The organism is Paenibacillus sp. JT22N12 (assembly GCF_056269365.1).
Genome location: NZ_JBWDNU010000004.1, coordinates 556,552 through 572,985, shown reverse-complemented (window position 1 = coordinate 572,985; position 16,434 = coordinate 556,552). Strand labels below are relative to the sequence as shown.

The following is a 16,434-nucleotide window of genomic DNA, read 5'->3' as shown; positions in this document are numbered from 1 at the left end:
TACCGGCAGCAGCGTTATCCTTTTTTACGCTACGCGTGGATTTTCTGTTTGTTGGCCGCTCCGATGCCGTTAAAATACGCCTTGGCATCTTCCAGGAACACGACATCGGCATATTTGTTATGCATATCGTACAGGTTCATATAATGGGAGGATTCCGTCCGGTCGAAAACGCATTCCGAGACGACGCCCATCCGGAACCGCTGGGTCGCTCCGTCGACGACGGATGCGCGGACGCAGCCGCTCGTGGTTTCCCCTGCCACAATAACCGTATCGATGCCGAGGCTGATCAGCTGAAAGGTTAGCGGCGTGCCGTGGAATGCGCTCGGCGCAGCTTTTTCGATCACAAGCTCATTATCCAGAGGCTTCACCTCGTCGACGATTTGCGTGCCCCGATGCCGCATTTCCGGCGACATCTCCACCTGCTTGCGTCTTCTCCTGCCCCAGTGGTTCACTCCGCTGTGCAGTCCTTTGACATGAATGACCGGAATGCCGTTCTCGCGGGCCACCGCCAGCAGCTCAGCCGTTTTATCGACCGCCTCCCAGCCTTCCAGCCCCGTACTGCTTGGCCACATCTGCATGGATTCGAAGATCGGCTCCCTCGTGAGGCCCAGCACACTGTAGTAAATATCGATCAGTACCAGAGCGGGCTTGCTTCCGAAGCCATACAGCTCCTTCTTGCCCCACAGCTTGTCGTGTTCCTTGTCCCGCTCGCTTAAATACGGTTCCCATCCATACATGTCCATGACCTCCTGAAATTTGATTTTCGTTTCATGCTCTGCACTCGGTTTTGATTAATGGTCATCATTTGGCACCTAAACCGTTACCTTGGCGCCCACCTTGCGGAAGTAGTCTTTGACGGAATCCAGCATCACGACATCGGCATATTTCTGATTCAGGTCGTACAGATTCATCCAGTGGGAGGCTTCCGTCCGGTCGAACACACACTCCTCTACGACGCCCATCCGGAACCGGTGCGTAGCGCCATCCACGACGGTGGCTCTGACGCAGCCGCTGGTCGTTTCGCCGCAGCAGATGACCGTATCGATGCCGAGGCTGATTAACTGAAACAGGAGAGGCGTGCCCTGAAATGCGCTCGGAGCCGTTTTCTCAATGACCAGCTCGCCGCTGGCCGGCTTTACCTCGTCGACAATCTCGAATCCTATGCTGCGCTGCTCCTCCGTTTGGGCCGATGGACGGGATTTGCGGTGAATCCACGGGGTGATGCCGCTCTGCATCCCTTTCACATGGATGACCGGTATTCCGGCCTCCCGGGCTACAGCTGCAAGCTCCGCGGTTTTGTCCACGGCGGCCCAGCCTTCCAGCCCTGTGCTGCCCGGCCAGGAGCTCATCGATTCAAAGATCGGTTCTCTCTTCGTTCCCAGCACGCTGTAATAAATGTCGATCAGCAGCAACGCCGGTTTCTCCCCGAATCCAGCCGGTTCCTTCTTGCCTGTCAGCTGATTGTGCTGCTTGTCACGCTCCGAAAAATACTTTTCCCACCCTTTTGAATTCATTCCTGCTCCTCCTCTTGATTTAGACGGCTATCCTCATCAAACATTTTGCGTTATAAAATCTAACTCGAAACTAACTTCTCTCTTATTCGTTCTTGTGATGACCTCATCATACAGTTGATTATTGGAGGGGTAAATAATCGGTTTTGAATGGTTTTATTCATAAAACGAATGATAGCGGATACATGAACGAATTTTCTGACTATTATACAGTGAATTCCATTGTTTATATGTTGTAATTTTGTTAGACTTGCGTTAAGAATACTAACAATAAAATACAGGAGGAATCTGGGATCATGAACTTGGAGCAAATCTCAACGTTTCTGACAGTCTATCAAAGCGGAAGCTACAAGAAGGCAGCGGAATTGTTGTATCTGCCTCAACCGACTGTTTCCCACCGGATCAACCAGTTGGAGAAGGAGCTGGGCAAGTCGCTGCTCATTCGAGGCAAAGGCAAGGTCAGGCTGACAGAGGAAGGCAAGGCATTCCTGCCTTACGCGCGGCGTATTCTGGGGACGTTGAAGGAAGGACAGGAAGCCGTGGAACGGGTTGGCGAAGGATTGAAGGGCAAGCTGTCCATCGGCTGCAACAATTCCTTCGCCGCTTATATTTTGCCCGATGTGATGGAATCCTTCAGCAAGGATTATCCCCATGTATCCATCAAGGTGTACACCTATGCCTCCAGCGAGCTGGTCCGGCTAATGAAAAACCAGCATTTTCAGCTGGGCATCACCCGTTACACGAGTAATGACAGCAACTTGACGTACCGCCCGGTCCTGAGCGAGAAGGCGATGCTGTTCGTGTCGCCGGAGCACCGGTTTGCCAAGCGCAAGTCGGTTACGCTGGAGGAGATCCTGCAGGAGCCGATACTGACTTACCCGAAGGAAACCCAGTACCGCAACATGATCGATGTGACGCTGAATCAGTTCAATCTGACTTATCAGGCGAAGCTGGAAACAAACAACCTTCAGCTCATCAAGCATTTTCTTAAACGCAATGCAGGCGTGTTTCTGTCCGGCAGCGCCTATATGCTGCAGGAGATTAACGACAAGGAGCTGGTCCAGCTGGAAATTGAAGACAATCCTTTCCCACTCAGCCAGGTGTTTGTCACCTACCGTGAGAATGAGCTTCACAGTCTGGATTATTTGTTCATCAAGCATTTCGAGGACCGGATCAACCGGAAGCCCCAGACAAGCGCCGCTCTCGCGACTTTCCACAAGACAGGCGCAAGCTGAAGCTTGCCGTCAACGCTCCGGCGCCCGCCCCTGTGAAGCTATCCGCTCAATCGCATCAAGCTGCGCGCCTGACAGCCTGGTATCGGCATACTGAACAGCCTGCCGGATATGCTCCGGCCTGGATGCCCCCACAATCGCAGCCGCGACCCCCTTCCGGGCAAGAACCCATGCGAGCGCCAGCTGCGGCAGGCTCATATTCTCCAGTTCCGCATAGGCCTGCAGCTCTTCGACAATACGGAAATTCTCCGGCTCATCCAGCAGCCGCATGAGCGCACGATCCCCCGCCGCCGCTCTCGTTCCGGATGCAGCCTCCTGGCCCTGTTGGTATTTGCCGGTCAGGAGGCCGCGGGCCAGCGGACTGTATACGATTGCGCCGACGCCTTCCGAGGCGCAGAACGGAAGAAGCTCCTCTTCGATACCGCGGCTGAGCAGGCTGTATGGCGGCTGAACAGAAATGAATCGATGCCAGCGATGCACGGCGCTGATGCCATGCGCTTTGGCTATTTGCCAGGCGGCATAATTGGAGCAGCCGATATAGCGCACCTTGCCCTGCGCGATCAAATCATGCAAGGCGCCCAATGTCTCTTCAAGCGGGGTATGCGGGTCAAAGCGGTGCACCTGGTACAAATCGATATAATCCGTCCGCAGCCGCCGAAGGCTTGCCTCAATGGCGCGAAAGATGTGAAACCGGCTCAGTCCCGCATCATTAACCCCTGTGCCGGTACGGCCGTTCACCTTCGTGGCGAGCAGGATCTGCGGTCTGCGGCCCTTCAATATGCGGCCTAAAATCGTCTCCGATTCCCCCGAATCAAGCGGGTTGCCGTTGTCCATCCCTTTGCCGTAAATATCCGCCGTATCGAATAGCGTAACACCCGCCTCGATCGCTTCATCCATTACCGCTTCGGATTCCTTCTCTCCGATCCAGCGACCGAAGGCCATGCATCCCAGCGAAATTTGCGACACGCGCAAGCCGCTGTTCCCAAGCTGCCGATGCTCCACTGCTGTTCCCGCCTCTCTATAGTCCCTAAAATGCCCAAAGGGACGCACCCATCCTGCCCAAGGATGAAGCACGCCCCTTTCTTCAAGCTTACACTGCGAATCAGGCCGTAACGGTTTGTCCGCTCCGGCTGCCGATCGTATCGAAATATTGGGTAGCATAGCCAAGATCCACGACATCCGCATATTTCTGGTGCATATCATACAAATTCATATAATGCGAGGACTGCGTCCGGTCAAACACGCACTCTTCCACAACGCCCATCTTAAAGCGGTAGGTGGCACCATCTACAACCGAAGCTCTTACGCAGCCGCTTGTCGTCTCGCCGCAGGCAATAACCGTATCGATGCCGAGGCTGACCAGCTGAAACAGCAGAGGCGTTCCGTGAAAGGCGCTTGCGGCCGCCTTCTCGATGACAAGCTCTCCCGGCAGCGGCTTGACCTCTTCGACGATCTCCCGTCCCTTGATCATCATTTCCTCCGTCAGCCTGGAGAAATCGCGGCGCTTCTTGCCGCCCCGCGACCAGGTGTTGACGCCGGTATGCAGACCCTTCACATGAATGACGGGAATGCCGTTCTTGCGCGCCGATGCGAGCAGCGTGACCGTCCGGTCCACCGCTTCCCAGCCTTCGAGGCCCGTGCTCATCGGCCATGTCTGTACGGACTCCATAATCGGCAGCCGCTGAAAGCCAAGCACGCTGTAATAGATGTCGATCAGCACCAATGCCGGCGTCTCGCCGAATCCGGCGAGCTCTTTCTTGCCGAGAAGCTCATCATGTGCTTTGTCCTGCTCGGTCATAAAATCGTACCAACTTAACTTGGTCATAACGCATCCCTCCGAGTCATTTAGTTTCAGCTTTATCGTAATCGACTGGAAAAAGCGTGTAAATGTGCGGATTTGAATGTGGTTTGCGGTTTTTTGAATGAAAGCGAATTCATATTCGTTATGTCAGCTGATTAAATAACATAGAGCTCAAGCCGAATCCGGCTTGAGCTCTTGTTTTTGCGTCAAATAATCCCTAGCCGGTTCTTACCTAAAGGCATCGGTCCGGCCATCATTATACAGCAGCATGCGCGCGCACCGGGAGTGATGCGCGCTAGCGAATGCCGGCTATTTTCCCTACAACGAAGACGTGCGCAGCTCCAGCTCCGGCAAGGGATCCGGCTCCTTGTTCATATTTGCATGAATATAGAACATGAGCAGCGCGGCAATGGAAGCGATGGTGCCGATCAGGAACACCGGAACGATTCCCCATAAATCGAACGCATGGCCGAACATCAGCGGACCGACCATACGCCCCAGATTGGCAAAGCCTCCGGCCAAGCCCATATAGAACGGCGCGTAAGCTCCCGTCCGCTCCGAGAAGAAGGTCGGGATGGTGGGCAGAAGCATCATTTCCCCCAAAGTGGCCAGAATCATGCCGACGACCAGATAAATATAGTATTCGTGGAAGACGAGTACAAACGAGAAAGCCGACACGGTAAAGATGGCGCTGATGACCATCTGCCTCACGATCTCCGGGGCAGCATGCTTCTTGATCCAGCTGGTGAGCGGCTGACCCACCAGGATGACGACGCCGTTGATCGTCCAGAGCAGGCTGTAATACTTCAGATCCAGCCCTTTCTGGTCGATATAAGGAGCCACTCCGGTCGACCACTGGGTGAACGACAGCCAGAAGAACATCGCCCCGAAGGCCAGAAACAAATAGATCCGGAAATTTTTGAGCAGCTTTATCCGATCCATCTCAATCGGGCCGGATGAAGCGCCGCGCGATCTCCGCCCGGGCTTACCGCCATCTCCCGTATCGGCAAGCAGGTCAGCCGGAGCGCTTTCTTTCATAAAGAAGAACAGAAACACAGCGAACAGAAACGTCGTGCCTCCCGTCAGCATATAGGTGAAGGAGAAGGAAATCGAAGCAATCAGCCCGCCGACCATCGCGCCGATCGATAAGCCGAAATTATTGCACACGTACATGACATTATAGAGCTTGCGCCGATGCTCCTTCCACCGGAACCCTACATAGGCGTTCATGGAGGGCATGGAGATCCCGTTGGATATGCCAAGCAGGCAGACAAGCACCATATAGAGAGGCCAGTTATGCGTAAAGGCAATGGTAAACAAGGCTGCGGAGGAAACGGTGAAGGCTGCCGTGATCAGCGTTTTGGGCCCGACGCGGTAATACAAATTGCCGCCAATAAATTCTCCGACTACACTTGCCAGCGCCTGATACAGCAGGATCAAACCCGCTTCCCCGTACGATTTGCCCATGACATTATGCACGTACAGGGTGGTGAGCGGCCACATAATGGCCTTTCCGGTCGAATTGACGAAGCTTGCCATCAGGAAGAACAAGGCATCTCTCGGGAATGTCCGCAGGACGGACAAGGATTGAAACATTAGCAGATTAGGCTTCATGTTGGACCACCATTTTTAGAATTTAAGGTTATTTTCACCCCGTATTAAGCGTTGATTTTCTTCGGGTCCATGGCATCGCGGATGCCGTCGCCTATGAAATTGATCGAGAGCACCGAAATCACAATAATCATGCCCGGCGGAATCCACAGCCAGGGCTGGCTCTGCAGGGCCGTGATGGATTGGGCGGCATTGAGCATATTGCCCCAGCTCGCAGTGGGAGGCTGAACCCCCATGCCCAGGAAGCTCAGCGAGGATTCGGACAAAATGGCCGCTGCCGCGCCAAACGTCGCATTGACCAGAATTGGCCCCATCGCATTCGGAAGAATATGACCGAAGATAAGCCGCGGCGTGTTCAGCCCCAGCGCAACGCCGGCCTTGACGAATTCCGTCTGCCGCAAGGAGAGTACGCTGCCCCTGACAAGCCTCGCTACAGCCGGCCAACCAAGCAAAGCGAGCACAATAATAATATTGGATAAGCCCGTACCCAGGACCGTAACCAGCACCAATATGACCATCAGGCTGGGGAAAGACATAAACACATCGATGATCCGGTTGATCACCATATCCACCCATCCGCCCACATAGCCGGAAATGGCACCGATAATAATCCCGACCACCATATAGATGGCAACGGTAACTACACCCACTGTCAGAGATACCCGCGTCGCATAAATGAGACGGCTGAGCACATCGCGTCCTACCTGATCCGTTCCGAGCAAGTGTGCTGCGGATGGAGCGGCAGAGAAAGCATTGCCGATTATATTGGGATCATGAGGCGCGATCCAGGGAGCGAAGATGCCGATCAGAATCAACAGGGCGAATACGACAAGCCCGGCTACAGCCATTTTATGCCGGACGAACCGCCTTGCAATCAGCTTCATATAACTGTCGGACTTATACACGACCGGCTCGGGCTTCAGAAAGGCGAGCAAAGAATCCGGCGCGTTCATTTCTTTTTGCAGCTCAGGCGTCATTTTGTTTTCCTCCCTTCGCGTGAGAATTAATCGTATTTGATTCGCGGATCTACGACCGCATACATCACATCCGACCATAGATTGGCGGTAAGCACCGTCAGAGCCGCAAGCATATTAACCCCCATCAGCAGCGGGAAATCGCGGGAGAAAATCGCCTGGATGGTCAGCTGCCCCATTCCATTCCATTGAAAAATGCTTTCCGTAATCACGGCGCCGCCGATCAGGATCGGAATATCCAGTCCCGCGATCGTAATGACGGGGATGAGAGCATTCTTGAGCGCATGCTTGTTAACAACCTTAAATGCGCTGACTCCCTTGGCCCTTGCCGTCCGGAGATAATCCTGCCCCAGCACCTCCATGACGCTTGAGCGGACATACCTCACCATCCCCCCGGCTATGCCGGTTCCAAGCGTGATCGTCGGAAGAATCAGATGCTTGAGCGAATCCCAGAAGCCGCCCGTTCCGCCCATCGTATTCATCCCTCCGGTCGGCAGCACGCCAAGCTGGACGCCGAATACATAAATCAGGCCAAGCCCCAGGAAGAAGCTCGGAATCGATACGCCCATGAAGGAACCGGCGGACATGAGATAATCAAACTTCGTATTCTGCTTGACCGCGCAGTAGATTCCAATCGGAATGGCGATCAAATAACCGAACAGGATGGATGTTCCCATCAAAATCAGCGTCGGCAGAAGACGCTCGGCGATCATCTGGGTGACCGGCTGAAACGAGCTGAAGGAATGTCCGAGATCCCCGTGGACCAGAAGCCACAGCCATTTGACATAACGCAGCATAAAAGGATCATTCAGTCCGAGCGCCGCCCGGCGGATCTCCTTATCCGCTTCCGATACATCCGGATTGACATACATATCGACGGGGTCTCCGGGCGCCATATTAATGAGGACAAAATTCAGGAAGGTGACACCAAGCAATACCGGAATCGAGATCAGCAGCCGGCGGATGATATAATTAACCATGGGCAACAGCTGCAATCCGGACGGCAGCATCATCCATTAGCGGATAGTGGCAGGCGACAAGCTCCTGTTGTCCTGTCAAAGCGGGCTCCTGCTCTCTGCACTGCTGCGTAGCCATCGGGCAGCGGGTGTGGAAGCTGCAGCCGCTTGGCGGGGAGGCCGGACTTGGCACATCTCCCTCCAGAACGATGCGCGGCTTGTTTCTTGAATGCGGGTCAGGCACGGGATAGGCATCCAGCAGCGCTCTCGTATAGGGATGCTTAGGCGCGTTAAATATCATGTCCGTCGGGGCAAGCTCGACGATTTTCCCCAAATACATCACGGCAATCCGGTCGCTCATATATTTGACCGCTCCCAGTCCATGGCCGATAAACAGGTACGTGAGATGGAACTGCTTCTGCAGGTCCTTCAGCAGATTCAGAATTTGCGCCTGAATGGACACATCAAGCGCGGACACCGGCTCGTCGCATACGATCAGCTTCGGCTTCAGTCCCACAGCCCTTGCGATGCCGATGCGCTGCCGCTGGCCGCCGGAGAATTCATGCGGGTATTTGCCCAGGCTCTGGGCCGACAATCCCACAACCTCCATGAGCTCGGCCGCCTGGCGCACGGCGCCCGATTCACTGAGGCCAAGCAGCAATTTCATCGGCTCGGTCATCAGATCCACAATTCGTTTGCGCGGGTTCAAGGATGAATAGGGGTCCTGAAAGATCATTTGAATGTCCGTGCGCAGACTGCGCATTTGCGACATGCTCATGGGCGCTAGATTTTGCCCCTGATAGAGAACACGGCCCTCCGTCAATTCCTCCAGCTTGATGATGCTCCGCCCAAGGGTCGATTTGCCGCAGCCCGACTCCCCGACAAGCCCTACGGTTTCACCGGGATAGATATTCAGATCGATGCCGTCCACCGCTTTGATCTGGCCAACCGTCCTTGAGAACACGCCCTTCTTGATGGGGTAATATTTCCTCACGCCCTCGAGCTTCAAAAGAGGCTCTGACAAAGCCATTTCCGGTCTTATCGTCGTCAGCATCGCAATTCCCCTTTTCCCGTTAAAGTTGTACGACCTGCTTGAAGTCGTGATGCGTCTTCTTCCCGTTTGCGAACCAACAGCGTACCTTATGTCCTTCCCTCACCTCGACAAGAGGCGGGGCCTCACCGCATTTCTCGGCTGCCATCGGGCATCTCGCCTGATAACGGCAGCCGGCCGGCATGTCGCGCAGCGAAGGAACCGTTCCTGGTATGGAGCTCAGCTTCTCGTCGCTTAACTCAATATGCGGAATGGAGCCCATCAATCCAACGGTGTAGGGATGCTTGGGCCGGTCGAAAAGCTCGAATACATCCGCCTCCTCCACCACCTGGCCGGCATACATGACAATGACCCTGTCCGCCATCTCGGCGACGACTCCCAGATCATGCGTGATGAGCATAATGGAAGTGTTCGCGTCCTTGCGGATCGTGTTGATGAGCTCCAGAATCTGGGCCTGGATCGTAACGTCCAGAGCGGTTGTCGGCTCGTCGGCAATGAGCAGCTTGGGCCGGCAGGCCAGCGCGATGGCGATCATGACACGCTGCTTCATCCCGCCGGAGAGCGTATGGGGATACTGCCCCATCAGCTCCTCCGCCCTTGCGAATCCTACCTTCTTCAGAAGCTCTACAGCCAGCTTCCGGGTTTCCTTGCGGTCAAGCCCCAGATGCAGCCGGATCGACTCCGTCAGCTGATTGCCGATCGTGTATACCGGATTCAGCGAAGACATCGGATCCTGGAAGATCATCGCAATATCCTTGCCGCGGATCGCTTCCAGCTCCTTCTCGGACAAAGCCGCAAGGTCCTGGCCCTGGAACATGACCGATCCGCTCTTGATGTAGCCATTGCGTCCAAGCAGCTTCAGAATGGACAGCGAGGTCACGCTTTTGCCGCAGCCGGATTCCCCTACGATTCCCAGAATTTCACCCTGCTCGAGGGAAAAGCTCACATCATCCACCGAGGTCACTTCCCCGTCCTCCGTGCGAAAGGCCGTTCGAAGCTGCCTGACTTCCAAGAGATTGCCCATTTGCCTCACCCTGTTTTCGTTATTGGTTTAACGGGACCATTCATTCACGTCATAATGCATGCCGTCCACGACGCCACCCTTGCCTTGAACATCCTTAGACAGCGCCATGAGATTAAATTCCGAATAGATCGTGATAAGCGGCACTTCTTCCTGAATCAGATTTTGCAGCTCGGAGTACAGCTTGAAGCGCGTGTCTTTATCCGTCTCTTTCATCCCCAGATTGAACAGCTCATCCACCCGTGCATTCTTGAATCTCATATCGTTCAGTGCTGCTGTCGAGCGGTAGACGGTAGCGGGTCCATCCGGGTCCATGATGCTCCCGAAGCTGCTGAGCGTCAGATCGAATTCACCCTTGATCAGATAGGAAACTGTCGTCGGAAAATCATAATTGGTCTGTTTCACCTTAAGCCCGATTGCCTGCAAATTCTGCTGTATGATATTTCCCGCCATTTCGCGTGTACGGTCGCCGGTAGGCACGATCAGCTCGATCTGCTTCTTCATATCAAAGCCCGCTTCCGCCAACAGCAGCTTCGCTTTCTCGGGATCATACCCGTAGCTCTTCACATTCTTGTCGTGATACGGATGGGAATTCGCGTACGGACCGTCCTGAAGCTCGCCGGCTTCCGGCATTAACTGGTCCACGATCATCTGACGGTCGATTGCGTAAGCAAGCGCCTGTCGGACCTTCTTATCCGGGAAACGCTCCGTATTGATCTCGATGGAGTTGTAGCGCCGCGTCTGTTCCTCGCTTGTCTTGAGGTTCGCGAAGGTCTTCACCGTCTTCCATTCCGCGGCCGGAATATTCCCGGTTCCCTGCGCGGCGTTCATATCCAGCTCGCCGGATTGAAGCTGGGCGACGATGTTCGCTGCCGGCATAATTTTGATGAACACCTTCTCGATTTTCGGCGCGCCTCTGTAGTAATCCGCATTGGCAGCCAGCTCGACATAAGCCTTATTCTCATATTTCACGAATTTATAAGCGCCCGATGTGACGTTCGGATTCCTCCAGAACGGATTCTGGTTCAGCTGGGCCGGATCGACATTCTCCAATACATGCTTCGGAACGATTAACACATCGGAGAACCGCTCATAAATCAGATTAGGATCGACCGGACTCGCCGTCTTGATCTCCAGATGCTTGTCGTCGATGACCTTAACCGAGCTCAGCTTCTCTTGGCCTTCCGGCAGCATCCCCTTCTCATTAAGTCCATCCAATGCGAAGATTGCAGAACGCTGTGTCGTGATGGTAGCGGGATTGGCAATCAGATTCAATGTAAATTCAACGTCATAAGCCGTTACCGGCTTGCCGTCGGTCCAGTTCGCATTCGGATTAATCGCGATGCTGAAGGTCTGATCGTCCTTGGTGTCAAAGGATTCAGCCAGCATCATCTTGAAATCGAGCGGCCCGACGGTCTTGACCAGGGAATCGAAGAAGTAACGGTACGCGAACACCGCTCCGCTCGAGCCGCTGCCGTCCGAATCAATCGGGTTGAACATAAGCGGGGGATTGGTAATCCCGATATTCAATTGGTTTTTGACTGCGGCTGCTGTACCGCCGGCATTACCCGTGGCGGGCGCAGTTCCTTCAGTCTTACTGCCGCCTGAACTGCAGCCGGTGACCAGCAATGCAGTCAATAGAGATAACACGGCCCATTGTTTATATAGTCTCCTCATCCATCTATCCCCTTTTGTGTGTGAACTGCCTCACCTGATCCGGAAGGCCCCCGCGAATACCCGAAGACGGATACGCGCGGGCTGCCAGGCTTTTCACCGGTCTTCTACACCGTAATCCCGCTTTGCAGTTCAGTCATGCTGTCCATGCGCCGCCTGACTGCCAGGAGGCTTACAAACTCAAACGCAATATTAGCTGCATTCAAGGCTGTAATCTGATTCGAATCCCTATCCGGCAGCACCTCCACCAGATCAAAGCCGATAAAGTCCAGACCAGCGAGCCCCCGCAGCATCTGCTGCGCCTCATAGGTTGTGAATCCGCCGACCTCCGGCGTACCTGTACCCGGAGCATAGACAGGATCAAGGAAATCAATATCAAAGGTCAGGAATACCGGCCTGTCGCCAACACGCTGCTTAATTTTCTCGCACAGCTCAGGTATGCTGAGCTGCCGGACATCGTCGGTCGTCATTACCTCGAAGCCCATCTCTCTCGCATCGTCCAGCCCGCTTGCCTTGAAGGTGCTTCCCCGCATGCCCATCTGGATGGAATGCTGGGCATCAATTAATCCCTCGTCAACGGCGTAGCTGAATACCGCGCCATGCGACCACATCCGCTCAGGGAACTTGGAGCGTCCCGTATCGGAATGGGAGTCAAAGTGGACCAGACATACCGGACCATGCTTCTTAGCAGCCGCCCGCAGATGAGGCAAGGAGATCGAATGGTCGCCGCCGAGCATGAGCGGCACGATGCCTTTTTCGAAGATAGGAGTCAGCTGTTCTTCTATAATTTGATAGGATTGTTCAATGTACCCCGGATACACCTTCAGGTCTCCATAGTCGATACCCGAGAGGTAATCGGAAATATTAATGTCATGAACGACCGATATCGGCCGGATCCGCTGCGACATGGTACGGATCGAGGAAGGGCCGAAACGGGCGCCTACTGCATAGCTGACGCCGGTGTCGAACGGCACGCCGATTACTGCAAAATCTACATTTTCCAAGGTCTGTATATGAGGCAAATGCATAAAAGTATGAATGCCGGCGAACAACGGTCTACCCATTTCAATTTGAGGACGATACAAGTGGATCCTCTCCCTTATGTTTTTTTGGATCATGCATGTGATTCGACTTTCGCTTGCTATAGGGCTGGGGCTTCCTCCTGAATTCCCGAAACTCCCTCCAGGCGCCGTCTGACAGCGAGCAGGCTGACAAACTCAAACGCAATATTAGCGGCATTAAGCGCCGTGACGCTGCTGGAATCACGGTCCGGCAGCACTTCCACAAGATCGAAGCCAATGAAGTTGATCCCTGCCAGACCCCGCAGCATTTGCTGCGCTTCATAGGTGGTGAACCCGCCAACCTCCGGCGTGCCCGTTCCCGGTGCATACACCGGATCGAGGAAGTCGATGTCGAAGGTGAGGAAAACGGGCCGATCCCCAACCCGCTGCTTGACCTTCTCGCAGAGCTCCGGAATGCTGATGGCACGCACATCATCTGTCGTCATGACCTCGAAGCCCATCTTCCGGGCTTCATCCAGATTGCCTGCCCGATACGCCGTACCCCTCATCCCCATCTGAATGGAGTGCTCCGCATCGAGCAGCCCCTCGTCCACGGCATAGCTGAACACCGCGCCATGCGACCACATCCGTTCTGGCGTATCCGAGCGTCCCGTATCCGAGTGGGAGTCAAAATGAACCAGACATACCGGACCATGGGCGGCAGCGGCAGCTCTCAGATGGGGCAATGAAATCGAATGGTCGCCGCCAAGCATGATCGGCACGATTCCCGCCTCGAAGACCGGCTTCAGCTGTTCTTCAATAATCGTGTAGGATTGTTCGATATAAGCCGGGTAGACCTTAAGATCCCCATAATCGATACCCGACAGATAGTCGGAGGTATTAATCTGATGATGCCTGGATATCGGCATAATCCGCTGCGACATGGTGCGTATGGCGGAAGGACCGAAGCGGGCGCCGACCGCATAGCTGACTCCCGTATCGAACGGCACGCCAATTACGGCATAATCCACATTCTCCAGCGTTTGAACATGCGGCAGGTGCATAAACGTATAAATCCCTGCGAACTGCGGCTTACCTGTACCAATCTCGATTTGCGGGCGGTACTTCATCCCCATCACTCCATCCTTGTTTTCGCAATATTCAGAAAGGTTACGATGCAGCCTCACCCTTCTGATGTTTCCGCGTGGAAGAAGCCTGCTTTAACAGTCAGAGGACCGTGTCAGCCGTTTCTTCTAATAAAAGACAAAAAGAGGCCCTTCTTTGAGAAGTGGCCTCTTTGCCTTTACAAATCCCCACCGGGTGGGAATTTGTGATATGCAGTTGTTTGATATGGCTAGTATAGGAGATTTTTTTGGTAATGTCAACATATTTAACATATAAATTACGCCGTTAATGAAATCAAACTTTCCCAGCTGCATAATATTACATCGATGTTGACATTCCTATAGAAAATGATCGATACTTAACACATATATAACTCGTTTATTATTATCCTATGCCCGAGGTGATGATTACGATGAAGACTAGAGTGCTGCATGTACATGATATCCCGACCCCCAAGTGCCGGGTTGATCAGAAATTGAAGGAACTGAATTACAGGGTATCCTCTATTGAAGCAAATGCGATGGATACATTAAAATCAACCCGGTTCGAATTCATGGTGCTCGACGTCCCGGCCTGCCGGCTCAAACAGTGGCTTTATGAGGCCAATAATCACTATAATGTGCCGCTTGTATGGTGGTGTGAGGAGAGGAAGCCTGCAACAGCCGTTCCCCATGACAAGATCGACGGGGTGCTCTGCTGCGGCATGAACGATAACGAGCTTCAATGGTCGCTGCTGGTCAGCATCAAAAACTACCAACGGCGGCTTCATCTCGAGCGGGAATATTCCTTTCTGGCTACCAAGTTCGAGGAGCGCAAGGTGGTAGACAATGCCAAGATCATGCTTAGCGCCATTAATAATATGAGCGAAACCAAGGCCTACGAGATGATGCGCACCCAAGCTATGGCGGAAAGAAGAAAGCTCGTGGATGTGGCCCAATCCGTTCTGGCAGGCGTTCAGGACAGTCGGCGTCCCATGGAGCGGACACCCTCGCGAAGGAATGGCTAGCACCCCTATTAACCCGTTCAGGAGGGAGACCCTTTGCAGCTAATCACAGAATCCCCATACTTGTCCAATTATGTAGAGGAAACAGAAGAAGTCGATTATCATCACCCTGAGATTGAACGGTTAGTCAGCAGATTATTTGCAAACGGGGATGAGGATGAATACTCCCGGATCAGGACCGCTTATGAATTCGTGAGGGACGAAGTCTCGCATTCCTGGGATATCCAGAGCAGCCGCATCACCAGGAAGGCTTCGGAGGTATTGTTCCACCGGGAGGGCATCTGTTACGCAAAATCGAATCTGCTGGCCGCACTGCTCCGGCTGCAGGGGATTCCGGCAGGTTTCTGCTATCAGAAGCTGACGATTGGCGATACGCCGGAGACCGGGTACTGTATCCATGCTCTGAACGGCGTATATCTTACGGCGCAGCAGCGATGGATTCGTCTGGACGCCCGCGGCAATAAGGCTGGCGTCCATGCTGCATTTTCCATTACGGAAGAAAAGCTGGCCTTCCCAGTCCGGGCAGAATATGGCGAGGAAGATTATCCGTTCCTGTTTGCAGTGCCCAACCGGAAAACGATGGATGCCCTGAAGAGGAATACGGATTGCTTGCGGATGTATCTTTATGATTTGCCGGTAGAGCTGTGATCGTCCCGGCGCCTCTTGGCCCATGAACCCATTGTTAATCCTATCAAGAATCTGCTAAATTAAAGAACGCTGCAATAAAGGAACGATGAACGTTTTGTACGCTTCTGCTTGTACCTTCAACTGCGGACGGACATGCCACATATGAATACTGTCAACATTGTCATTCCGGTGTTTACCAATCCTTGGAATACCGGATTTTTCCACGCTTAACAAGTCGAATACCTCCCGCTTTCTTTTATTCAGCAAGCTATGTTCCTTCAGTGACCAGCCAACCCAATTGCAAACGTAAGTTCCGGCCGACATGGAATGAAGATCCGTTTCAATAACTTTGATGTAACTTCCCTTATTCTTGAGCTCTGAATATAACTTTAGCGCTTTATCGAGATTGCCGCATCTCAGGTTAAAAAGATTTTCAATGCGAACAACTCCTTCATACCCGGGAAGTGCCTGATACATAATTTCGCAAACTGCTTTCATCGTTTGATCGAGGGCAATCGTTCCTGTAACGGGGGAGCCGTCTTGGCAAAGCAAATTTGTCCATTCCTCTTCATCGGATAGCCGCGATCCGCCTGGATTCAACATAGTGAGCTTGATTTTCTTACCCGATCCATTCCCAAAGCGCAATTCTGCTGCCGTCCTGAAAATATGTTCGTTTACTTTGATAAACGTACCGGTCGCCTGAACGTGATTCATCGAACAACCTCCTCAAAACGCTAAAGCCTAAACTCTAACCAGTCTTAAATAAAGGGAATTCAAATGCGAACAGATTCTATGCATCTCCAGAAGGTTTATTGCCCGTTTAAAAGCAAAAAAGAAACATCCTAAG

16 protein-coding genes are annotated in these 16,434 nt (G+C 53.4%); 3 read left to right on the top strand and 13 right to left on the bottom strand.

Annotated features, from left to right (window positions below; translation table 11 throughout):
* Window positions 1-29: 29 nt before the first annotated feature.
* A complete protein-coding gene (locus tag AC0YOA_RS18225) occupies window positions 30-737 on the bottom strand; it encodes an isochorismatase family protein (RefSeq protein WP_475787780.1) in 708 nt (235 codons plus the stop codon).
* A gap of 75 nt (window positions 738-812) precedes the next feature.
* A complete protein-coding gene (locus AC0YOA_RS18220) occupies window positions 813-1,514 on the bottom strand; it encodes an isochorismatase family protein (RefSeq protein ID WP_475787779.1) in 702 nt (233 codons plus the stop codon).
* 293 nt (window positions 1,515-1,807) lie between these two features.
* Between AC0YOA_RS18220 and AC0YOA_RS18215 the strand changes: the two genes are divergently transcribed.
* Window positions 1,808-2,746 carry a LysR family transcriptional regulator gene (locus tag AC0YOA_RS18215; protein WP_475787778.1) on the top strand — a complete coding sequence of 313 codons (939 nt, stop codon included), beginning with the start codon at window positions 1,808-1,810 and terminating at the stop codon, window positions 2,744-2,746.
* Window positions 2,747-2,755: 9 nt separating this feature from the next.
* Here the strand turns inward: AC0YOA_RS18215 and AC0YOA_RS18210 are convergent, their stop codons facing one another.
* The 10 genes from AC0YOA_RS18210 to speB (AC0YOA_RS18165) form a co-directional block, all read right to left on the bottom strand.
* Window positions 2,756-3,745, bottom strand: a complete 990-nt coding sequence (locus AC0YOA_RS18210) for an aldo/keto reductase (RefSeq protein ID WP_475787777.1) — start codon at window positions 3,743-3,745, stop codon at window positions 2,756-2,758.
* 100 nt (window positions 3,746-3,845) lie between these two features.
* A complete protein-coding gene (locus AC0YOA_RS18205; protein WP_475769918.1) occupies window positions 3,846-4,568 on the bottom strand; it encodes an isochorismatase family protein in 723 nt (240 codons plus the stop codon).
* Between the two features lie 294 nt (window positions 4,569-4,862).
* A complete protein-coding gene (locus tag AC0YOA_RS18200) occupies window positions 4,863-6,158 on the bottom strand; it encodes an MFS transporter (protein WP_475787776.1) in 1,296 nt (431 codons plus the stop codon).
* Between the two features lie 44 nt (window positions 6,159-6,202).
* Window positions 6,203-7,132, bottom strand: a complete 930-nt coding sequence (gene opp4C / locus AC0YOA_RS18195; RefSeq protein WP_475787775.1) for an oligopeptide ABC transporter permease — start codon at window positions 7,130-7,132, stop codon at window positions 6,203-6,205.
* A 26-nt stretch (window positions 7,133-7,158) separates the two neighbouring features.
* Window positions 7,159-8,109, bottom strand: a complete 951-nt coding sequence (locus AC0YOA_RS18190) for an ABC transporter permease (RefSeq protein ID WP_475787774.1) — start codon at window positions 8,107-8,109, stop codon at window positions 7,159-7,161.
* Entirely contained in the window at window positions 8,102-9,139 is a 1,038-nt protein-coding gene (locus AC0YOA_RS18185; protein WP_475769914.1) for an ABC transporter ATP-binding protein, read from the bottom strand. Before AC0YOA_RS18185 ends, AC0YOA_RS18190 begins: the two co-directional genes overlap by 8 nt.
* Before the next feature lie 19 nt (window positions 9,140-9,158).
* On the bottom strand, window positions 9,159-10,160 hold the full coding sequence (locus AC0YOA_RS18180) for an ABC transporter ATP-binding protein (RefSeq protein ID WP_210044737.1): 1,002 nt from the start codon (window positions 10,158-10,160) through the stop codon (window positions 9,159-9,161).
* Between the two features lie 27 nt (window positions 10,161-10,187).
* Window positions 10,188-11,834, bottom strand: coding sequence for an ABC transporter substrate-binding protein (locus AC0YOA_RS18175; RefSeq protein ID WP_475787773.1), 1,647 nt, complete (start codon window positions 11,832-11,834; stop codon window positions 10,188-10,190).
* A gap of 104 nt (window positions 11,835-11,938) precedes the next feature.
* Window positions 11,939-12,916: an agmatinase gene (speB, locus tag AC0YOA_RS18170; RefSeq protein ID WP_475787772.1), complete on the bottom strand. Its 978-nt coding sequence runs from the start codon at window positions 12,914-12,916 to the stop codon at window positions 11,939-11,941.
* 56 nt (window positions 12,917-12,972) lie between these two features.
* Window positions 12,973-13,962 (bottom strand): agmatinase, encoded by a 990-nt coding sequence (gene speB, locus AC0YOA_RS18165; protein WP_475787771.1) that lies wholly within the window; start codon window positions 13,960-13,962, stop codon window positions 12,973-12,975.
* Window positions 13,963-14,369: 407 nt separating this feature from the next.
* Between speB (AC0YOA_RS18165) and AC0YOA_RS18160 the strand changes: the two genes are divergently transcribed.
* On the top strand, window positions 14,370-14,963 hold the full coding sequence (locus tag AC0YOA_RS18160) for an ANTAR domain-containing response regulator (RefSeq protein ID WP_475787770.1): 594 nt from the start codon (window positions 14,370-14,372) through the stop codon (window positions 14,961-14,963).
* 33 nt (window positions 14,964-14,996) lie between these two features.
* Complete coding sequence (locus tag AC0YOA_RS18155; protein WP_475787769.1) at window positions 14,997-15,608, top strand: transglutaminase-like domain-containing protein; 612 nt, start codon at window positions 14,997-14,999, stop codon at window positions 15,606-15,608.
* A gap of 54 nt (window positions 15,609-15,662) precedes the next feature.
* Here the strand turns inward: AC0YOA_RS18155 and AC0YOA_RS18150 are convergent, their stop codons facing one another.
* A complete protein-coding gene (locus AC0YOA_RS18150) occupies window positions 15,663-16,301 on the bottom strand; it encodes a hypothetical protein (RefSeq protein ID WP_210044742.1) in 639 nt (212 codons plus the stop codon).
* Between the last annotated feature and the right edge of the window lie 133 nt (window positions 16,302-16,434).